Genomic DNA, 19,912 nt, shown 5'->3' with positions numbered 1-19,912 from the left:
GCACGACGTTAGACGCATGGTTGGCGCTTGGCGAAGTCCTCCATGAACCGCTGGAACATTCCATCTTGGCTGGAAGTCGAAGTCTCTGCGCGCGACAGCCACTGTGTTTACTGCGGCGCGCTGTTTTGCGGCAACGAAGGGCCGCGCAGAAACCGGCGTAGCCACCCTCTCCCCCACCCCTCTCCCATCGAGGGAGAGGGGAGAGGAGCCCGCAGCACCGAGGGTGCGTGGCAGCGGCTGGCTGCTGAGGCATGATTGCCGGCCATGAATCCCGCCACTATCCTTGATGCGCTGCGAAGCGCAACATCCTTCGATTTGTTCCGGCTGCGCGCCGCCATCGATCGCGCGCTGCGCGACCCCGCGCGCAGCACCGCGGTCCGCCGCTGTCTGCAGCCCGGCCAGCCGGTCGAGTACTTCGACGCCCGCGACAACCGCAGCCGCGACGGCTGCGTGGTCGAGCTGCGTCCCGCCGCCGTGGTCGTGCTTGATCACGAGTCGGGTACGCGCTTTCTGATCGAGTACGCCGCGATCAACCTCGACGGCGTGGACAGCGTCCTCCGCGACCGCACCGACCGTGGCCTCGGCCGCCAGGAAATCGCCGTCGGCGACCGCGTCGGCTTCCAGGATCGCTTCGGCCACCAGCGCCACGGCCGCGTCACCCGCCTCAACGGCAAGACCGTCACGCTCGACTGCGACGGCGCACCGTGGCGCGTCAGCTACGCTCTGCTGCACCGCCTGATCGACGCCGCGCCGTAGCAGAGCAAGATCAGGCCACGTCGGCTAACCCAAGGCATGCCCCGTTGGCTTCCCATGGCCCGGAACGCTGGCTTCCCATGACCGGAATATCCACTCTGCCGCTTCCGCAACTGCGTACCGGAGAACGTCAAAGTTGAGCACTACCCCCAACTCGTAAACCTCTACTGGCGTTACAAGCCGGGACGAGAGCAAGCCATGCCCGGCGCCGAAGACTACGAGCGAATGCTCGTTCTGGAGCACCGCTTGGAGAAGCTGGAGGGTCCCGACGTCGGCTTCATGATGCTGAGTGTTACCGGCAATAGTCGGAAGAAATGGATCTTGTACGTCCGCTCCGACGACGTGTTTCTTTCTGCACTCAACTCGCAGCTGCAGGGCGAGGCTCGCTTTCCCATCGAGGTGCAATCAGCGCCCGATCCGGAGTGGCGTAACTACTTCCACTTGCTGTCTCGCGTGCGTGCAACCTCTCAAGAAACACCTCCCAAGTAGCTGACTTGGCGGCTCCGATTTTTCATGTTGGCCGCGGATCGGGAACGAGCTGCACGCAACCAGTGCGAACCTCAGCTGGCGATCAGGCGAGCGGGTCCATGCTATCGAGGCCGAGGCTTGCTGCTGCGGCGGACATCTGGACATCGTGGGTGACCACGCTGATGTTGGCGCTGAGCAGCGCGCAGGTCGCGAGGTGGATGGCGTCGAGTGACTTGACGTGTGCCTCGATTGCGGCGGCGAAACGGAGCACGCCGTCATCGATGCTCACCAGATTCACGCGATCAAGCAGCGGGCGGGCCATCGAAACATCCAGGCCTTCACGTCGCAGCACGCGCGTCAACTCCAGATGCAGCAGCACGGACGAAAACACTTCGTCGCCGGATTGGGCTACTGCGTCGAGCCAACGGCGAGCCCGCAAGTCACCGCCAGGCAGCAACGCGTGCAGGGCGATCGATGCGTCGATGTACCAGCGCATCAGCGCTCGCCACGCGACTCGGCGAACAGTGCGTCGACCCGGGCAGGTGTGTAGCGGGCCTTGGCGACTGGCCACGGTGCAGGCTTGGCCTTCGCGGGTGTGATGCGACCTTCTGCGCGCAGTCGGGTGACCGTGTCGGTGCATGCCTCCATCGACTCGATCCGCCAGCGTGCCACGCCACGCTCGGTCACGATGACGGGTCGCCCAACCGCCACGGCATCCAGGACGCCCGCCGTGTGCTGGTTCAATTCGCGCTTGCTGATCGTCTTCATGCGGCCATTGTAAGACAGATGTCTGTCATCGGCACGGCGACCACTTCACCGCGAAAGGAACTTCACCAGCGCATCCGCGACGCCTTTGTAAGGCGGGCGCAGGAGGAAATCGAAGCCGGTGAAGCGCGACTGGTAGACAATCGGGAGCAGCTTGCTGAAGTTCAGGAAACCTTCCTGCGCGTGGTAGTGGCCCATGCCGCTTGGGCCAACGCCGCCGAAGGGCAGGTCGCTGGCGGCGAATTGCAGCAGCGCGTCATTCACCGTGACACCGCCGGCGATGCAGCGGGTGAGCACGCGCTCGACGTTGCCGCGGTCGTAGTCGAACAGGTACAGCGCCAGCGGGCGATCGTGGGCGTTGATGTAGGCGATGACGTCATCGATGCGGTCATAGCCGAGCACCGGCAGGATCGGACCGAAGATTTCTTCCTGCATCACCCGCGCATCGTCAACCGGATCGAGCACCACGGTCGGTGGCAGCAGGCGTTCGGCTTCGGCCTTGGCGGCATCGACCGCGAGCAGCGGCAGCAGCGTCAAGCCGCGCGCGCTGGAATCGTCGAGCAGGCCGCGCAGCCGGCGGTACTGGCCGGCGTTGACGACGCGGGTGTAGTCGGCGAAGTCGGCGCCTTGCGGAAAACGCTTCGCGATGTCGGCACGCAGCGCATCGACGAAGGCGTCGCGCCTGGCGCGTGGCACGAACACATAGTCGGGCGCGATGCAGGTCTGTCCGCCGTTGAACAGCTTGCCGGTGGCGATACGCGCGGCCGCCAGTTCGAGCGGGAAATCCTCGCCAATGATGGTCGGCGATTTGCCGCCGAGTTCGAGCGTGACCGGGGTCAGGTTCGGCGCCGCAGCGGCCATGATCTTGCGACCGACCGCCGTCGAACCGGTGAACAGCAAATGGTCGAAAGGCAGGGCGGCGAATGCAGCCGATACCTCGGGCCCGCCGAGCGCGACCGCGACCTGCGTGTCCGGAAACACTGCGGCGAGCAGGTCGGCGAGGAAGGCGCTGGTGCGTGGCGTGTGCTCGCTCGGCTTCAGGTACACCGAATTGCCGGCCGCGATCGCGGTCGCGAGCGGCACCAGCGCCAGGTTCACCGGATAGTTCCAGGGCGCCATCACCCCGACCACGCCGAGCGGCATCGGCCGCACCTCGGCGCGCGCCGGCAGCATCAGCCAGCCCGGCGAACGCGAGCGCGGACGCATCCAGCGGCGCAGGTTGGCGAGCAGCTGGTCGATCGTCTTCAGCACCGTCCAGCCGTCGGCGATCGTCGATTCGTGGCGCGAGCGGTGACCGAAGTCGGCGCTGAGCGCGGCGTTCATCGCGTCGAGGCGCGACTTGAACGTGGCGCGCAGGCGCCTGAGGTCATCGCGGCGCTGCGTGTAGCCGGGCGGTGGCTGGTTCAGGCGCGCGGCCTTGAGCCTGACCAGGGTGTCGGCCAGTTCCTGTGGCGTGGACGTGGGCACCGGTTGCAGCTGCGCGTTCATGGGTCACCTCGATCAGGGAGCGGAGTTTACGCCGCGGGGCGGGGAGGCGCCGTAAAATGGCCGCTTTCCGCTTGCGAGGAAGTGCGATGCCGATCCGAACCTATCAAGGCCAGAAGCCGCGCCTCGGTCAGCGCGTCTATGTCGATGTCGGCGCGCACCTGATCGGCGACGTCGAACTCGGCGACGATGTCTCGCTGTGGCCGGGCACGGTCGTGCGCGGTGACGTCAACTTCATCCGCATCGGCGCCCGCACCAACGTGCAGGACGGCAGCATCATCCACGTCAGCCACGACGGGCCCTACACGCGTCCAGGCGGCTATCCGACGATCATCGGCGCCGACGTCACCATCGGCCATGGCGCCATCGTGCACGCCTGCGTGATCGAGGACGGCTGCCTGATCGGCATGGGCGCCACCGTGCTCGACGGCGCCACCATCCGCAAGAACGGTTTCGTCGGCGCCGGCGCGGTGATCGCCCCGGGCAAGACCGTCGGCGAACGCGAACTTTGGCTCGGCAACCCGGCCAAGCTGGTGCGCTTGCTGAGCGACCGCGATGTCGAGTCGCTGTACTACTCGTCCACGCACTACGTGAAGCTCAAGGACCGTTATCTCGACAGCGGGGCGTAGGCCAATGTCGCCGCATCACTCGGTTTGCGTGGGTGCGTCGTCACCTGGAGATGGTGTGCCCGCGGCGCACTGGTCCGGAAGTCCCTGGTTGCTCTTGGCGGCGATCGGCACGACGCGCACAGCCGGTTGGCCCGCCTTGGCAATGATGACGTCCGCTCCCGCCAAAGCTTGCTGGATGAGCTGCGGGAAGTGGCGCTTCGCCTGTCGGATGGAGAACTGGGTCACGGGCTCACCGATTCAACCGTCCATCCACCAGCGACGCGACCACGGAGGGATCGGCGAGGGTGGAGATGTCGCCGAGCTGGTCGTGTTCGTTGGCGGCGATCTTGCGCAGGATGCGGCGCATGATCTTGCCGCTGCGCGTTTTCGGCAGGCCCGGGGCCCACTGGATGATGTCGGGCGTGGCGGTCGGGCCGATGGCGGTGCGCACCTGTTGCACCAGCGCCTTGCGCAGCTCGTCGCTCGGCTCGATGCCGGCCTTGAGCGTGACGTAGGCGTAGATGCCCTGGCCCTTGAGGTCGTGCGGATAACCGACCACCGCGGCTTCGGCCACCGTGGCATGGCCGACCAGGGCGCTCTCGACTTCGGCGGTGCCGATGCGATGGCCGCTGACATTGATCACGTCATCGACGCGGCCAGTGATCCACCAGTCGCCATCGGCATCGCGGCGTGCACCATCGCCGGTGAAGTAGTTGCCCGGGTAGGTCTTGAAGTAGGTGTCGATGAAGCGCTGGTGGTCGCCGTAGACGGTGCGCATCATGCCCGGCCAGGAATGCCGCAGCACCAGGTTGCCGGAACCTTCGCCATCGATTTCCTGCCCGTTGGCATCGACGATGGCCGGGAACACGCCGGGCAGGGGCTGCGTCGCCGAGCCGGGCTTGAGTGTGGTCGCGGCGGGCAGCGCCGAGATCAGGATCCCGCCGGTCTCGGTCTGCCACCAGGTGTCGACGATCGGACAGCGAGAATCGCCGACGACGCGGTGATACCAGAGCCAGGCTTCGGGGTTGATCGGTTCGCCGACCGAGCCGAGCAGGCGCAGGCTCTTGCGCGAACGCGACGTCACATGCGCCTCGCCTTCGCGCATCAGTGCGCGGATCGCAGTCGGCGCGGTGTAGAAGATCGACACCTGATGGCGATCGACCACGTCCCAGAAGCGGCCGGGGTCGGGGTAATTCGGCACGCCCTCGAACATCAGCGTGGTCGCGCCATTGGCGAGCGGGCCGTAGACGACGTAACTGTGCCCGGTAACCCAGCCGACGTCGGCGGTGCAGAAGAACACGTCGTTCTCGCGCAGGTCGAACACGCGCCGATGCGTGCTCGCGGCATAAACCAGGTAACCGCCGCTGGTGTGCAGCACGCCCTTGGGCTTGCCGGTGGAACCCGATGTGTACAGGATGAACAGCGGGTCTTCGGCGTTCATGCATTCGGCCGCTGCCACCGCGTCCTGTCCGGCGACCATCTCGTGCCACCAACGATCGCGCGGACTGTGCATGCTCACCGCGCTGCCGGTATGGCGCACCACCAGCACGGTCTCGACGCAGCTGCACTCGCGCTTGGCCACGGCGACATCGACATTGGCCTTGAGCGCGACCTGCTTGCCGCCGCGCACGCCGGCATCGGCGGTGATCACCAGTTTGCTCTGGCAGTCGCCGATGCGACCGGCCAGCGACTCGGCCGAGAAGCCGCCGAACACCACCGAGTGCACCGCGCCGATGCGTGCGCAGGCGAGCATCGCCACCGCCGCCTCGGGAATCATCGGCAGGTAGATGGTGACGCGGTCGCCCTTGCCGACACCGAGTGCGCGCAGCGCATTCGCGGCGCGGCCGACCTCGTCATGCAGCTCGCGATAGCTGATGCGTCGCGGCGCCGCATTGGGATCATCCGGCTCGAACACGATCGCGGTCTTGTCGCCGCGCGTCGCCAGGTGCCGATCCAGACAGTTGACCGCGACATTGAGCTCGCCGTCGGCGTACCAGCGCACGTGGAAGTCGGCGAGGTCGAAGCTCACGTCCTCGATCTCGGTCGGGAAACGCAGCCACTCGATCTGGGTCGCCTCGCGTGCCCAGAATCGGGCGCGGTCGTACGCGGCGACGCGGTCGGCTGCGGCGCGGTCGACATCGGTGCTGTTGCCGTCGGCAAAGCCGTGCGGCGGTGGGAAAAGGCGCGGGTCGCTCATGGTTTGGCTCAGGCCTGTTCCTGTTCGTCGTCGTTGCGCGAAGAATTGCGCGCGGCAATCTGCCGACGCTTTTCTTCGGCGCGGCGGATCAGCTCCAGCTCCTCGGGCGACGGGAGGTAGGTGTCGTGCTGGCGCGTCGACTCGATTCTGGCATGGGCAAACGCGAACACCGCCATCAACGCGAACGTGGCGCAGCCAAACAGCGCCAGACCCAGCAAGCCGGGACTATGGGTCGTGAACACGATGATCAGGCAGACGCCGCTCAATCCGGCGAAGAGGAAGGGCATGGCGACTCCTGTGGTGGCGACAAGGGAAGTTGCGGGAAGTGTCGCATGTCGCGCCGCGCCGATCAGCCTTGTGGCACCGAAAGGCGCAACAGGGCCAGGTGCGCCGAGAGCAGCGCAGCCATCTGCAACATCACGCGCTCGTGGTGGCCTTGGTAAAAGCCAGCGCGCGAGTGCTCGGAATCGAGCACGCCGAGCAGTTCGCCATCATGGATCAGCGGCAGCGCCAGTTCCGAAAGTCGCGCAGCGTCGTCGACCAGGTAGCGCGGGTCACTGCGGGTATCGTCGATGCGGATCGGAATGCGCGCAGCGGCGCAGTGTCCGACTACGCCCTGGCCGAGGCGCAAGGTGAGCGGGTTCGCGATCACCTGCGGGGCCCTGAGCTTGGGGCCATAGGCGGCCATCTGGGTCAGCAGGGTGCCACTGTTGTCGAGCAGGTAAACTACGCAGTCCTCGAGGCCAATCGCGGTGATCGCCTCGGTGCTGACTGCCCACGCCGCTTCGCGCGGCGTGCGCGCCTTGCGCAACCGGGCGATCAGGCGCGCCACTGCGGTCTCGGCCGGGTCGTCGGATTCGCTGGGCGGCAGCTGGATCATGGATGCGAACCATAGCGGTCGCCACCACGCCGAATCCAGCGTCGGCACTTGTGCGGTTGCAACATGCGGCGTTCTCCGATTGACGGAGGTCAAGGCCGGGTAACAGCGAGCCCATATCCTCGGACTCCGACCCCGCCTCCAGGAGAACCCGATGAACGCAAGCCCGAGTGTGTGGAATCCCATCGCACGCAGTCTGCACTGGCTGATGGCGGCGCTGCTGATCCTGCAGTGGGCCACCGGTGAGTGGGACGACCTGCTCGGCGAGCCGTTCCACTTCTCGCTCGGCATCGTGGTGTTGCTGCTGGCCCTGTTCCGCATCGTCTGGCGCCTGACCCATGCCGCACCCGCTCGCGCCGGTGCGCCGACTCTGCCCGACCGCATCGCCGGACTGGTGCATGTGCTGTTCTACGTCGCCATGGTCGCGCTGCCGATCACCGGCATCCTCTGGCGCCAGGCGCGCGGCAAGATCATCGACGTCTTCGGCATCGTCCAGATCCCGCAGTTCCTGGAACCGAGCAAGGCCTTCGCCCGCCAGATGCACGATATTCACGAGATCGGCGCCACCGTCTTCCTGGTGCTGTTCGTCCTGCATGTGCTCGGTGTGATCAAGCGCGTGCTCATTGACAAGGACGACACCTTGAAGCGCATGCGCGGTTGAGAAGTGCGGCAGTCTCAGGGACTGCCATCGCCATGGCGACGCAGCCCTGATCGGCGCTGTGCACGACGCTGCCATCCGCCCCAGCCGAGCAGCGCGATCGCTCCGGTGCCGAGTGCTGCGTAGAGGCCGAGGGCGGTCCAGTACAGCAGCGGGGCCTCAGCCCGCGACACCATGCGTCGGGCACTCGCGTGGCGCGCCGGCCACCAGATCTCGGCGTTGCCGAGGCCATGCCAGACCAGCCAGCCCATCAGCAGTGCGAACGCGATCAGGCCGATGGCGACCGTGATCAGCGCACCGCGTCCGGAGGCATCGGGCAGCGATTCAGCGGTCGGAATGCGCTCGGGCGGCGACGCGTCGCGCACCGGGGCAGACGCGGCGGGCAGCGGCGGCGGAGCGTCCGGGCCGGTCGGCGATGTCGTGCTGCGCCGGCGATAGCACTCGGCACGCACCCATGGCTGCAGCAGGAACGCGATCAGCGCGACCGCGACCAGCGTCAGCAGCGGCGAGTACGCCGCCGGCGCGGCCATCACCGTGGTGACGGTGCCGCTGGCTGAAACCGTCGTGTGCTGTGGCGTGGGCCCGCGCCACCAGCCCAGCCCCTGCGCCACCAGTACCGCGACCAGCAGCAGCACCACGCAGACGTGGGCCCAGCGCTGCCGGCGCCATAGGCCGAAGCCAGCCACCAGCGTCAACCCCGGCGCGACCACGATCAGGAAGATGCCGCCCGCTTCGGCGTGGGCGGTGCCGTGGCTGCCGACGAACAGCATCAGCGCACTGATGGCGCTGATCGGCAGCATCAGCACACTGCCGAGCATGAGCAGCATCGCCATTGCGGTGAGCAAGCGGGAGGGCCGCGCTGCGTCCATGGTTGCCGTGTGGGTGAGCTAGCGACCGACGTCGTGCGACCGCTCAGGCGTCGTCGTTGTGGTAAGCGGTGACGCGCGCCACTTCGTTCTTCGACCCGAGGAACACCGGCACGCGCTCGTGCAAGCCACGCGGTTGCCGCTCCAAGATGCGGGCACGGCCGTCGGTGGCGGCGCCCCCGGCCTGTTCGACGATCAGCGCCATCGGGTTGGCTTCGTACATCAGGCGCAGGCGGCCGCCCTTGTCGCGGCACTTGGCGTCGATCGGGTACATGAACACGCCGCCGCGGGTCAGGATGCGGTGCACGTCGGCGACCATCGAGGCCACCCAGCGCATGTTGAAGTCCTTGCCGCGAGGGCCGGTCTTGCCGGCGACGAGTTCGCCGATGTAGCGCTGCACCGGTGCCTCCCAGTGGCGCTGATTGCTCATGTTGATCGCGAACTCTGCTGTGTCCTCAGGGATGCGCACGTTCATCTCGGTGAGCACGAAGCTGCCCTGCTCGCGATCCAGCGTGAACATGTGCGTGCCATCGCCAACGGTCAGCACCAGCACCGTGCTCGGGCCATAGACGGTGTAACCGGCAGCGACCTGTTTCGTGCCCGGTTGCAGAAAATCCTCGGCGCCGGGTTCGCTCACACCATCGGGGGCCTTGAGCACCGAGAAGATGGTGCCGATCGAGACGTTCACATCGATGTTCGAGGAACCGTCGAGCGGATCGAACACCAGCAGGTACTCGCCCTTCGGATAGCGGTGCGGGATCGGGTGCGGGTCGTCCATTTCCTCGGATGCGATCGCGGCCAGATGCCCGCCCCATTCATTGGCTTCGAGCAGGATCTCGTTGCTCAGTACGTCGAGCTTCTTCTGCACCTCGCCCTGCACATTGACCGAGCCGACGCTGCCGAGTACGCCGCCGAGCGCACCCTTGTTGATCTGGGTGGCGATGGTCTTGCAGGCGCGTGCGACCACTTCGATCAGCAGGCGCAGGTCAGGCTTGATCACGCCCTTCTCGCGCTGCTCCTCGATCAGATAGCGGGTCAGCGAGATTGGCTGGTGGATGCGGGTCATGGGCGCGCTCAGTTCGGTTTGCGTTGGTCCAGGCGATGCGCTTCGAGTGCGCCGAGCAGGCCGGGGATGATCTCCAGGATCTCCATGCGCCGGCCGAGCGTGATCGCGGGCGAGTTCTCGCCCTCGTTGCCGATCATCATCAGTTCGTCGATCTGGTCGAGGTCTTCGCCGAGCCCCTCGATGCGGTCGCACATTTCGTCCCAGGTTTCCGGCGCCAGGTCGAGCGCGACCGAGAAGCCCATCGACCAGGCCAGGCCAAGGAATTCGTCGGTGCGTTCCGGGTCCATGTCCTCGAGGTCGGGGGCGGCGGCGATCAGCGGCATGCAATCGTCCTCGCGTCCCTCTGCGGCAGCGGTAACGCGTTCACCGACGTCTTCCCACAGCGCCAGCACCAGCTCACTCATGGCGTCGCGTTCGGCGGCGTCGCGGAAGGCGAAGCCCTGGCCCCAGATCGGCGACAGCCACAGATCCGGCGCGATCGGCTGGGCGCAGACGCGCAGCGCGGCCAGATAGCCGTCCAGCATCTCGACGCTGAAGAAGCCGTTGGTCTCCTCGCAGCGCTCCTGCAGAAAGCGATCGAGCGTGTCGATGTCCTGTTCGCTGATCGTGCTCATGGCGCGCTCCTGGGTTGCGGGCGCGCATTGTGATGGAGCGGCCGCGGAAACCCAAGCCGGAGCGAGCGCTCGGATCAGGCGCCCAGGGCCAGTTCGATCCACACCGGGGCGTGATCGCTTGGGCGTTCCCCGGTGCGCGGTTCGCGGTCGATGCCAGCGTCGCGCAGTGCCGGGCGCAGCGCTTCGCTGACCAGCACCAGGTCGATGCGCAGGCCGAGGTTGCGCCGGAACGCGGCCTGGCGGTAGTCCCACCAGGTGAACTGGCCGGGGCTGTCGTGCTTGAGGCGGAAGCTGTCGTGCAGGCCGAGCTCCAGGATCTGCTTCAGTGCCGCACGCTCGGCTGCGGAACACAGCACCTGCTCGTGCCAGGCTTTGGGATCGTGCACGTCGCGGTCGTCGGGGGCGATGTTGAAATCGCCGAGCACGACCAGCTTCGGATGGTGGGCCAGTTCTTCGCGCAACCAGGCGGTGACCGCAGCCAGCCAGTCGAGCTTGTAGCGATACTTGTCGGAGCCGACTTCCTGGCCGTTGACGACATAGAGGTCGACGACGCGCACATCGCCCACGGTCGCCGCGAGCACGCGTCGCTGTTCGTCGGCGAATCCGGGGATCGCGGTGACCACGTCGCCCGGCATGTCGCGCGCGAGCACGGCGACGCCGTTGTAGGTCTTCTGTCCGGACACGACGGCGCGGTAACCGAGTGCCTCAAGCGCCGCGTGCGGGAAGGCCGCGGTCTCGATCTTGATTTCCTGCAGCGCGACAATGTCCGGCCGCGCCGATGCCAACCACTCTTCGAGATGCGGCAGGCGCACCTTGAGCGAGTTGACGTTCCAGCTGGCGATCTTCATGCCTTGAGCCAGCGCGCGGCCTCGACCGCGAAGTAGCTGAGGATGCCGTCGGCGCCGGCGCGCTTCATGCCGGTGAGGGCTTCGAGCACGCAGGCGCGTTCGTCGATCCAGCCGTTGCCGCCCGCGGCCTTGAGCATCGCGTACTCGCCGCTCACCTGGTAGACGAAGGTCGGCGCGCCGAACGCGTCCTTGACTCGCCGCACGATGTCCAGATACGGCAGGCCGGGTTTGATCATCACCATGTCGGCGCCTTCGGCCAGATCAAGTTCGACTTCGCGCAGCGCTTCATCTGAATTGGCCGGGTCCATCTGGTAGGTGTACTTGTTGCCCTTGCCGAGGTTGCCGCTCGATCCGACCGCGTCGCGGAACGGGCCATAGAAGCTCGATGCGTACTTCGCCGAGTAGGCGAGGATGCGCGTGTTGGCGAAGCCATTGTTTTCCAGTTCCGCGCGGATGGCGCCGATGCGGCCGTCCATCATGTCGCTCGGCGCGACCACGTCGGCGCCGGCCTCGGCATGCGACAGCGCCTGCTTGATCAGCGCGGCCACGGTGAGGTCGTTGACGACGTAGCCGCGTTCGTCGATCAGCCCGTCCTGGCCATGGGTGGTGAAGGGATCGAGCGCGACGTCGGTGATCACGCCGAGCTCAGGGATTCGCGACTTCAATGCGCGCACCGCGCGCTGCGCCAGTCCGTCCGGGTTCCAGGCCTCGACCGCATCCAGCGACTTCGCTTCCGGCGGCGTCACCGGAAACAGCGCGATCGCCGGAACGCCGAGCGCTGCGGCTTCCTCGGCGCGGGCGAGCAGCACGTCGATCGACATGCGCTCGACCCCGGGCATCGACGCGATCGCCTCGACGCGCTGGCTGCCCTCATGCACGAACACCGGCCAGATCAGGTCGTTGACGGTGAGCACGTGCTCGCGCATCAGTCGGCGCGAGAACTCGTCGCGGCGCATGCGACGCAGGCGGGTGTTGGGGAAACTCATGGTCTGGCTCCGGTGGCGGGGCGGCGATTGTCCCAGTCTTGGCGCAGCGGTACAGCTGGTTCCGGTTGCCGGTTCGCGCAGACGACAATGTGAAGAGGACGTGATCTAGATCAAGGCGGTTGCGCTCGCGGTGTGGTGGCGCGCACACTCCCGGTCCTCCTTCTACTGCTTCGACCTTGGGGGTCCTATGCGCCCAGTCTTCGCCCGTCTGCTGGCACTCGCCGGCTTCCTCGTGGCCGCTGCGGTTCCGGCGCAGGACTACCGTTACCACCTCTACGTCGATCGCGATGTGAATGCCGCGACCGGCTGCACCGCAGTGCATGGCCCGACCACGGTCAGCGGTGTCGAGGCGCGGCTGACCGCCGAGGTCACTGGCACCACCGTGACCGTGGTCAGCGGAGCGGTTTGCAGCGGTGGCAGCTTCGGCGCATCGAGTACGGTTGGCGGACCCCATGCGGTGGGCCTGAACAACGGCACGGCCGGTGCCGACGTGATCGAACTGTCGGCGCCACGATCGTTGTTCGGTAGCGGTGGCGTGGTCCGGGTCGCGGTGGTGGCCGAGAACGCGGCGGCGACGACCAGCGATGGTCTGACCACCTTGCCCGGCGGCGCTCCGATCCTGCTCGGGCTGGTGCAGGTGGCGATCCCGACGCTTGGCTTCGCCGGCCTGCTGTTGCTGATTGCGGCAGTGTTCGTCGTTGCGCGACGGCGCTTGCGCCTCGGCATGGCCACGCTGGGTGCGCTGCTGATGGCCGGTGCGGTGTGGGCGGCGAATTTCATTACCGACGGTGCGGTTGGCGACTGGGGCGGTGTGGCCGAACTGGCCAGCGATCCGACCGGCGACGGCAGCGGCCCCGATGTCGGCGCCGACATCGTCGCGCTGTTCGCGGCCGAGGAAAACGGCCGCGTGTTCGCGCGCATCGATGTGGTCGATGTCGAGAACCAGGCACCGGTGGCAGCGTCGCAGGCGCAGACCTGGCTCGAAGATGCGCCGACGCAGACCCTGACGCTGACAGCGACCGACGCCGATGGCGACCCGTTGACCTTCGCGATCCAGACGCCGCCGACGCGTGGCGTGCTCGGCGCCATCGTGCCGATCGACGCGACCTCGGCCTCGGTCAGCTACACCCCGAATGCCAATGAGTTCGGCGCCGACAGCTTCAGCTTCGTTGCCAACGATGGGCTGACCAACTCGGCGCCGGCCACGGTCGCGATCACGCTGACCGCGGTCAACGACGTGCCGGTCTTCACCGCCGGCGCCAACGTCACCGTGCTCAAGGACACCGGCGCGCAGACGATCAACCCGTGGGCGACCGGGATCAGTGCCGGCCCGGCGAATGAGAGCGCGCAGACGCTGAGCTTCACCATCACCGCGAACGACAACCCCGGCATGTTCGCAGTCGCGCCCGCGGTGGCCGCCAACGGCGCGCTGAGCTTCACCACGGCGGCGAACGCGAATGGCACCGCCAACCTGAGCGTGCGCGTTCAGGACAACGGCGGCACCGCGAACGGCGGTGTCGACACTTCGGCCACGCAGAACTTCTCGATCAACCTGACCGCGGTCAACGATGCGCCGAGCTTCACCAAGGGCGCCGACCAGACCGTGCTCGAAGACGCCGGGGCGCAGACGGTGAACCCGTGGGCGACCGCGATCAGCGCCGGCCCGCCGGATGAAGCCGGCCAGGCGCTCACCTTCAACATCACCGGCAACACCAATCCGGCCCTGTTCAGCGCCGGTCCGGCGGTGAGCCCCGCCGGCGCGTTGAGCTACACCCCGGCCGCGGACGCGAACGGCAGCGCCACCATCACCCTGGTGCTGCAGGACAACGGCGGCACCGCCAATGGCGGCATCGACACCTCTGCGCCGCAGACCTTCGTGATCAATGTCACCCCGGTCAACGACGTGCCGGCCTTCACCGCCGGCGCCAACGTCACCGTGCTCAAGGACACCGGTGCGCAGACGATCAACCCGTGGGCGACCGCACTCAGTGCCGGACCGGCCAACGAGAGCGCGCAGACGCTGAGCTTCACCATCACCGCGAACGACAACCCCGGCATGTTCGCAGTCGCGCCCGCGGTGGCCGCCAACGGCGCGCTGAGCTTCACCACGGCGGCGAACGCGAATGGCACCGCCAACCTGAGCGTGCGCGTGCAGGACAACGGCGGCACCGCGAACGGCGGTGTCGACACTTCGGCCACGCAGAACTTCTCGATCAACCTGACCGCGGTCAACGATGCGCCGAGCTTCACCAAGGGCGCCGACCAGACCGTGCTCGAAGACGCCGGGGCGCAGACGGTGAACCCGTGGGCGACCGCGATCAGCGCCGGCCCGCCGGATGAAGCCGGCCAGGCGCTCACCTTCAACATCACCGGCAACACCAATCCGGCCCTGTTCAGCGCCGGTCCGGCGGTGAGCCCCGCCGGCGCGTTGAGCTACACCCCGGCCGCGGACGCGAACGGCAGCGCCACCATCACCCTGACGCTGCAGGACAACGGCGGCACCGCCAATGGCGGCATCGACACCTCTGCGCCGCAGACCTTTGTGATCAACATTACCGCGGTCAATGACGCGCCAAGCTTCAACGCGGTGACGCCGTTGAATCGCTTCGAGGACAGTGGTCCGCAGGTTGCGACCGTGGCGAACGCGATCTTCGCCGGTCCGGTTGACGAGAGCGCGCAGACCGTTGCGTTCACGATCACCAACAACACCAATCCGGCCCTGTTCGACGGCACGCCGTCGGTCAGTCCGTTGGGTGTACTGAACTTCACGCCAGCCACCAACCAGAGCGGTTCGGCGGTGCTGACCCTGCGCCTGCAGGACAACGGCGGCACCGCCAATGGCGGCGTCGACACCAGCGCCACCCAGGATGTGACCGTCAACATCGACGCCGTCAATGACGCACCGGGCTTCACCGCTGGCCCCAACCAGACAGTCAGTGAGGACGCCGGGGCGCAGACGGTGAACCCGTGGGCGACCGCGATCAGCGCCGGCCCGCCGGATGAAGCCGGCCAGGCGCTCACCTTCAACATCACCGGCAACACCAATCCGGCCCTGTTCAGCGCCGGCCCCGCGGTGAGCCCCGCCGGCGCGCTGAGCTACACCCCGGCCGCGGACGCGAACGGCAGCGCCACCATCACGCTCACGCTTTCCGACGACGGCGGCACCGCCAATGGCGGCATCGACACCTCCGCGCCGCAGACCTTCGTGATCAATGTCACCGCGGTCAACGACGCACCGGTGCAAACGCTGCCGGCCGGGCCGCTCTCGATCGCCACCGGTGCCACGCTGGCGATCGCCGGCATCAGCGTCGCCGATGTCGACGCGGCCGCCGGCCCGCTGCAGACAACGCTGAACGTCGCTCCGCTCGGCACCCTCACGGCCACGCCTTCGGGCGGCGCGAGTGTGGTCGGCAACGGCACCAGTACGCTCACCATCACCGGCGCGCTGACTGGGCTGAATGCGACGCTCGCCACCCTGCAGTTCAGCAGCGCCAGCGGCGGCAACACCACGCTGTCGGTCACCACCAGCGATCAGGGCAATACCGGTTCCGGCGGTGCGCAGAGCGATGGCCCCGACACGCTCGCGATCACCATCGACAAAGCGCCTGAAGTCCAGAGCGTGAGCCCGCTCAGTGGCGCCACCGGCGTGCTGATCGGCAGCAATGTCGTGGTCACCTTCGATGAAGCGGTGACGGTCGCCGGCAACTGGGCACAACTGGTGTGCACGACCAGCGGCACGCGTAGCGTCGGTGCCGGCACGCTGGCGGTGACCGATGCCGATCCGGTCTTCACGCTCAACCCGACGGTGGATCTGACCGCTGGCGAGTCCTGCACCCTGACCGTGTTCGCGATGCAGGTGACCGACGACGACGCGATCGATCCGCCGAACACCATGCCGGTCGATTTCACCAGCAACTTCGTGACCCAGGACCTCGCGCCACAAATCACCGGCACGACGCCGGTTGCGGCCGCAGTCGTCAACCAGAACCAGACCTTGACCCTGAACTTCAGCGAGTCGGTCGATGTCGCGGCCGGAGCCATCAACTGGAGCTGCGGTGGCGCAGTCGCGTTCACTCCGGCGCTGCCGCAGAACGGTGTCTCCAGCCTGGTGCTGACGCCGTCCGTAGCGCTCGTCGCCGGTGCCGCCTGCACGGTTGCAGTCGAGTCGACGCTGGTCACCGACGCCGATGCCGTCGATCCGCCGAACCAGCTCGATGGCGACAACAGCGGCGATGTCACCGACGGCGACGCCGACGACTTCGCGCTCGCGTTCAGCGTCGACGCCGCGCCCGCATTCACCAACAGCACGCCGGCGAACGGCGACCTCAACGTCTCTCCGAGCGCAAATATCGTGGTGAACTTCAGCGAGCCGGTGAACGCGACCGCCGCCAGCTTCACCATCGACTGCGGCGCCGGCGACTTGGGCGAAGTGGTCAGTGGTTCCGGAACCGCCAACATCACGCTGAATCCGATTGCCGACCTGGCCGGTGGAGCGACCTGCACCGTCACCGGCGTATCTGCGCAGATCGACGACAGCGACGCCATCGACCCGCCGGCAAACCCGGCAGCCTTCGTCTTCAGCTTCACCACCGCCTCGCTTGCGGCCGACGACAGCTATAGCGTGACCCCGCAGTTGACCTTGGCCGCGAACAGCGGCACGCAGGGCGACGTCGATGCCAACGACCAGCTCGGCAGCGGCGCCATCACCGGCTTCGGCGCCACCCTCGGCACCGCCAATGGCACCGCCCCGAACGGAACCAACTTCATCACCGCCGGCGGCAGTGGCGGGCGTGTAGTGCTGGCCGCGGATGGCTCCTTCAGCTTCTTCCCCGATGCCGGCGATGTCGCCCCGGCGACGGCGACCTTCTTCTACACCGTCACCGGCGGCGACACCGCGATGGTCACCCTCACCTTCGCCGCTGCTGAACTGGTCTGGTTCGTCGACGACAACGCCGTCGGCACCACCTGCACCGGCAGCAATGTCGGCGCGCAGGCGTGTCCCTCGACCACGTTCGCGGCCATTGCCAGCGCCGACACCGCGGCCGACACGCTGTACTTCGCCGACGGCAACCACAGCGTGACCGCCGTGCTCGAGAACAACGAGCGCGTGATCGGCCAGGCCTCGACGCAGTCGCTGGGCGCATTCACCGGCATCACCCCGGTCAGCGGCAGCGCGTTCCCGGCGCTCGGTGGCGCGGCTCCGGTGCTGAGCAGTGCCGGCGTCGCGCTGACGCTCGATGCCACCGCCGGCAACCAGCACCGCTTGCGCGGCTTCAACATCGGCAACGCAGCCACCGACATCGCTGGCACCGGCTTTGGCACGTTGGATGTGGCCGAGGTCACGCTGACCGGCACCGGCATGGCGCTGAACCTCAGCAACGGCACGCTCGCGGGCGGATTCAGCGGCGTCACCTCGACGTCGAGCAGCGCCCAGGGCTTGGCCCTGCAGAACATCAGCGTTGGCGGCACTTTCGGCTTCGGCGGTACCAGCATCAGCGGCTCGACCACGCAGGGCCTGTTGGTCAGCAACAGCCCGGCCAACCTCGACTTCGGCGCGACCGTGGTCAACCTCGCCGGTGGCACCGACGCCATCTCGTTGCAGTCCTCTTCGGCTGGCGGCACGCGCAGTTTCAGCTCGGTAACCGTGACCAACGGCGGCGGCGTCGGGTTGCTGCTGTTCAACGCCGGCAACGTCAGCATCGGTGGCGGCAGCATCGCGACCAGCAATCGCGCCGCGATTGATGCCTCCGGCACGAACGCGCTCACCGTCACGCTGGCCAGCGTCTCCTCGACCAACTCGACCGGCAAGGGCATCAACATCGACGCCGCCACTGGCACGCTCAGCATCGCTGGCGGCGCCATCAGTGGCAGCGCAAACGAGGCTTTCGACCTGAATGCCGGCTCCGCGGTGATCAGCTACGCCGGCACCGTCGCCAAGACCAGCGCGGGTCGCCTGGTCGACATCACCAGTCGCAGCGCCGGCAATGTCACCCTGTCCGGCAACTTGAGCTGCACCAGTCCCTGCACCGGCATCAACGTCGACGGCAACAGCGGCGGCACGATCGCCTTCAGCGCCGCGACCAAGACGCTGAACACCGGGACCAGCAATGCCGTGACGCTCGCCACCAACACCGGGGCGACGATCAACTTCAGCGGCGGTGGGCTCGATATCGACACGACCAGCGGCGTCGGCTTCAGTGCCAGCGGCGGCGGCACCGTCAGCGTGCAGGGCACTGGCAGCAGCATCGCCAGCAGCACCGGCACCGCGCTGAGCGTGGCCAGCACCACCATCGGCGCCAGCGGCCTGACCTTCCAGAGCATCAGCGCCAACGGCGCCGCGAACGGCATCGTGCTGAACAACACCGGCGCCAGCGGCGGATTGACGGTGAGCGGCAGCGGCGGCGCCGGCAGCGGCGGCACCATTCAGAATGTCACCAACAACGCGATCTCGCTGACGGCAACCCGCAACGCTAGCTTCGCGCGCATGATCATCAGCAACACCGGGGCCCCGGCCGTGTTCGGCACCGGCGTCGTCAACTTCGCGCTCACCGACTCGAGCCTGAGCAACATCGCCAATGCCGACAACGAGAACGCCATCGACTTCGGAACCCTGGCTGTCCAGAACATCACCGGCGTGCTGACCTTGACGAATGTCAGCGTCAGCGGATTCCACGAGAACGGGCTGAGCGTGAACAACAACAGCGGCAGCGTCACCGTCAACGTCACGGGAGGCTCTTTCGCCAACAACAACGCGGTCGATGGCCAAGCGGGTTTGTTGCTGCAGTCGAGCGACAGCGCGGGCTTGATCGCCAATGTCACCGGCACCGCGTTCGACAATCTCGAAGGCGGCGCGGTCCTGTACATCGCCGACGGCACCGCGGCCCACGATCTCAATGTCACCGGCATCACCTCGAGCAACCCCGGCGGTGCCGACAATTTCCCGTTCAACGCCATCGTCACGGTCGTCAGTCGCGACCAGAACACGGTGCCGTTCGATGTGAACAGCAACACCTTCAATGAGCTCATTGGTGATGGTGTGGTGGTGGTGGGTGACGGCAACATGCAGGGGCGCGTGAACACCAACGTCATGGACGGTGACGTCGTCAGCGTGTCCACGGATCCCAACACTTTCGGTATCGGCGATGGCGTGCGCTTCGACATGGATGGCGTGTTCGGTGATCTGGTCAACTCGGCGAACTTCGTCTGGACCGTGCTCGCCAGCGGCAACACGATCGCAATCGGCGAAGCCGCGGACGCCGAGGGCGACGATGGCATCCAGCTGCTCAGTCGCGACCACGTCGGCACGTTCAACGTGAATCTGCGCAACAACAACATGTCGCACGCATTCTCCGAGGGCGTGCGCTTCTTCGCCGGCGAGCGCGGAACCCCGGTGCTCGGCGACACCACCAATCTCGTGGAGGTGAGCAACAACGCCCACACCAACACCGGGGTCGGTACCGGCGAGTTGGACATGGTGATGCGCACCACGGATACGGCCATCGCGTGTTTCGATGTGACGGCCAACTCGCGTGCCGCAACGCCGCTGGAAATCGACCTCCAGGAAACGGAAACATCGATCCAGAATGTCGTGCAGACCAGCTCGGCCGACGTGGCCGCGAGCAACGGCGGCGCGACGGTCGCAGTCTCCGCCAACCCGGTGAGCTTCAGTCAGTCGTGCAATCCGCCCGATCCATCCAACCCTTAAGCGTCTCCAAGAGAGG

General features: G+C 67.0%; 16 protein-coding genes and 1 pseudogene. 5 read left to right on the top strand and 12 right to left on the bottom strand.

The genetic code is table 11. From position 1 onward, the window contains the following. Positions 1–264 precede the first annotated feature (264 nt). Complete coding sequence (locus IPG63_04940) at positions 265–756, top strand: hypothetical protein (GenBank protein ID MBK6726596.1); 492 nt, start codon at positions 265–267, stop codon at positions 754–756. Between the two features lie 96 nt (positions 757–852). Next, positions 853–1,242, top strand: a pseudogene (locus IPG63_04935) (DUF695 domain-containing protein). An 82-nt stretch (positions 1,243–1,324) separates the two neighbouring features. Here IPG63_04935 and IPG63_04930 read toward each other — a convergent pair. Genes IPG63_04930 through IPG63_04920 form a run of 3 tightly spaced genes read right to left on the bottom strand, consistent with a single transcriptional unit; the run spans position 1,325 to position 3,453 of the window. Beyond that, a complete protein-coding gene (locus IPG63_04930; protein ID MBK6726595.1) occupies positions 1,325–1,717 on the bottom strand; it encodes a PIN domain-containing protein in 393 nt (130 codons plus the stop codon). Further along, positions 1,717–1,989, bottom strand: coding sequence for a hypothetical protein (locus IPG63_04925; protein MBK6726594.1), 273 nt, complete (start codon positions 1,987–1,989; stop codon positions 1,717–1,719). The genes IPG63_04930 and IPG63_04925 overlap by 1 nt, the downstream gene beginning before the upstream one ends. A 45-nt stretch (positions 1,990–2,034) precedes the next feature. Beyond that, on the bottom strand, positions 2,035–3,453 hold the full coding sequence (locus tag IPG63_04920) for a coniferyl aldehyde dehydrogenase (protein MBK6726593.1): 1,419 nt from the start codon (positions 3,451–3,453) through the stop codon (positions 2,035–2,037). 107 nt (positions 3,454–3,560) lie between these two features. Between IPG63_04920 and IPG63_04915 the strand changes: the two genes are divergently transcribed. After that, a complete protein-coding gene (locus tag IPG63_04915; GenBank protein ID MBK6726592.1) occupies positions 3,561–4,100 on the top strand; it encodes a gamma carbonic anhydrase family protein in 540 nt (179 codons plus the stop codon). 15 nt (positions 4,101–4,115) lie between these two features. Here the strand turns inward: IPG63_04915 and IPG63_04910 are convergent, their stop codons facing one another. The 4 genes from IPG63_04910 to IPG63_04895 form a co-directional block, all read right to left on the bottom strand. Further along, positions 4,116–4,325 carry a type II toxin-antitoxin system prevent-host-death family antitoxin gene (locus tag IPG63_04910; GenBank protein MBK6726591.1) on the bottom strand — a complete coding sequence of 70 codons (210 nt, stop codon included), beginning with the start codon at positions 4,323–4,325 and terminating at the stop codon, positions 4,116–4,118. A 4-nt stretch (positions 4,326–4,329) separates the two neighbouring features. Then, positions 4,330–6,276 carry an acetate--CoA ligase gene (gene acs, locus IPG63_04905; protein ID MBK6726590.1) on the bottom strand — a complete coding sequence of 649 codons (1,947 nt, stop codon included), beginning with the start codon at positions 6,274–6,276 and terminating at the stop codon, positions 4,330–4,332. Positions 6,277–6,284: 8 nt separating this feature from the next. After that, positions 6,285–6,563 (bottom strand): hypothetical protein, encoded by a 279-nt coding sequence (locus tag IPG63_04900; GenBank protein ID MBK6726589.1) that lies wholly within the window; start codon positions 6,561–6,563, stop codon positions 6,285–6,287. A gap of 62 nt (positions 6,564–6,625) precedes the next feature. Continuing rightward, positions 6,626–7,156, bottom strand: a complete 531-nt coding sequence (locus tag IPG63_04895) for a GAF domain-containing protein (GenBank protein MBK6726588.1) — start codon at positions 7,154–7,156, stop codon at positions 6,626–6,628. Between the two features lie 151 nt (positions 7,157–7,307). On the opposite strand from IPG63_04895, the gene IPG63_04890 reads away from it, so the two are divergent. Then, entirely contained in the window at positions 7,308–7,814 is a 507-nt protein-coding gene (locus tag IPG63_04890) for a cytochrome b (protein ID MBK6726587.1), read from the top strand. 14 nt (positions 7,815–7,828) lie between these two features. Here the strand turns inward: IPG63_04890 and IPG63_04885 are convergent, their stop codons facing one another. The 5 genes from IPG63_04885 to hemB form a co-directional block, all read right to left on the bottom strand. Continuing rightward, complete coding sequence (locus tag IPG63_04885) at positions 7,829–8,644, bottom strand: hypothetical protein (GenBank protein MBK6726586.1); 816 nt, start codon at positions 8,642–8,644, stop codon at positions 7,829–7,831. 79 nt (positions 8,645–8,723) lie between these two features. After that, positions 8,724–9,743 (bottom strand): class 1 fructose-bisphosphatase, encoded by a 1,020-nt coding sequence (locus IPG63_04880; protein MBK6726585.1) that lies wholly within the window; start codon positions 9,741–9,743, stop codon positions 8,724–8,726. Between the two features lie 8 nt (positions 9,744–9,751). Next, positions 9,752–10,357, bottom strand: a complete 606-nt coding sequence (locus IPG63_04875) for a UPF0149 family protein (protein MBK6726584.1) — start codon at positions 10,355–10,357, stop codon at positions 9,752–9,754. Positions 10,358–10,431: 74 nt separating this feature from the next. Then, on the bottom strand, positions 10,432–11,205 hold the full coding sequence (xth, locus tag IPG63_04870; protein ID MBK6726583.1) for an exodeoxyribonuclease III: 774 nt from the start codon (positions 11,203–11,205) through the stop codon (positions 10,432–10,434). Further along, positions 11,202–12,191, bottom strand: coding sequence for a porphobilinogen synthase (hemB, locus tag IPG63_04865; GenBank protein ID MBK6726582.1), 990 nt, complete (start codon positions 12,189–12,191; stop codon positions 11,202–11,204). The genes xth and hemB overlap by 4 nt, the downstream gene beginning before the upstream one ends. Before the next feature lie 187 nt (positions 12,192–12,378). Between hemB and IPG63_04860 the strand changes: the two genes are divergently transcribed. After that, positions 12,379–19,896 (top strand): tandem-95 repeat protein, encoded by a 7,518-nt coding sequence (locus IPG63_04860; protein MBK6726581.1) that lies wholly within the window; start codon positions 12,379–12,381, stop codon positions 19,894–19,896. Positions 19,897–19,912: the final 16 nt, after the last annotated feature.

The organism is Lysobacterales bacterium, assembly GCA_016703225.1.
GTDB lineage: Bacteria > Pseudomonadota > Gammaproteobacteria > Xanthomonadales > Ahniellaceae > JADKHK01.
The sequence above is the reverse complement of the archived record's forward strand: the minus strand, read 5'-3'. Positions and strand labels throughout refer to the sequence as shown.

What these genes read in the sequence shown, in the direction of transcription:
- IPG63_04885 (MBK6726586.1), bottom strand. Translation starts at nt 8,644, where the DNA reads ATGGCGATGCTGCTCATGCTCGGCAGTGTGCTGATGCTGCCGATCAGC.
- IPG63_04900 (MBK6726589.1), bottom strand. Translation starts at nt 6,563, where the DNA reads ATGCCCTTCCTCTTCGCCGGATTGAGCGGCGTCTGCCTGATCATCGTG.
- xth (MBK6726583.1), bottom strand. Translation starts at nt 11,205, where the DNA reads ATGAAGATCGCCAGCTGGAACGTCAACTCGCTCAAGGTGCGCCTGCCG.
- hemB (MBK6726582.1), bottom strand. Translation starts at nt 12,191, where the DNA reads ATGAGTTTCCCCAACACCCGCCTGCGTCGCATGCGCCGCGACGAGTTC.
- IPG63_04860 (MBK6726581.1), top strand. Translation starts at nt 12,379, where the DNA reads ATGCGCCCAGTCTTCGCCCGTCTGCTGGCACTCGCCGGCTTCCTCGTG.
- IPG63_04880 (MBK6726585.1), bottom strand. Translation starts at nt 9,743, where the DNA reads ATGACCCGCATCCACCAGCCAATCTCGCTGACCCGCTATCTGATCGAG.
- IPG63_04895 (MBK6726588.1), bottom strand. Translation starts at nt 7,156, where the DNA reads ATGATCCAGCTGCCGCCCAGCGAATCCGACGACCCGGCCGAGACCGCA.
- IPG63_04875 (MBK6726584.1), bottom strand. Translation starts at nt 10,357, where the DNA reads ATGAGCACGATCAGCGAACAGGACATCGACACGCTCGATCGCTTTCTG.
- IPG63_04930 (MBK6726595.1), bottom strand. Translation starts at nt 1,717, where the DNA reads ATGCGCTGGTACATCGACGCATCGATCGCCCTGCACGCGTTGCTGCCT.
- acs (MBK6726590.1), bottom strand. Translation starts at nt 6,276, where the DNA reads ATGAGCGACCCGCGCCTTTTCCCACCGCCGCACGGCTTTGCCGACGGC.
- IPG63_04940 (MBK6726596.1), top strand. Translation starts at nt 265, where the DNA reads ATGAATCCCGCCACTATCCTTGATGCGCTGCGAAGCGCAACATCCTTC.
- IPG63_04915 (MBK6726592.1), top strand. Translation starts at nt 3,561, where the DNA reads ATGCCGATCCGAACCTATCAAGGCCAGAAGCCGCGCCTCGGTCAGCGC.
- IPG63_04925 (MBK6726594.1), bottom strand. Translation starts at nt 1,989, where the DNA reads ATGAAGACGATCAGCAAGCGCGAATTGAACCAGCACACGGCGGGCGTC.
- IPG63_04890 (MBK6726587.1), top strand. Translation starts at nt 7,308, where the DNA reads ATGAACGCAAGCCCGAGTGTGTGGAATCCCATCGCACGCAGTCTGCAC.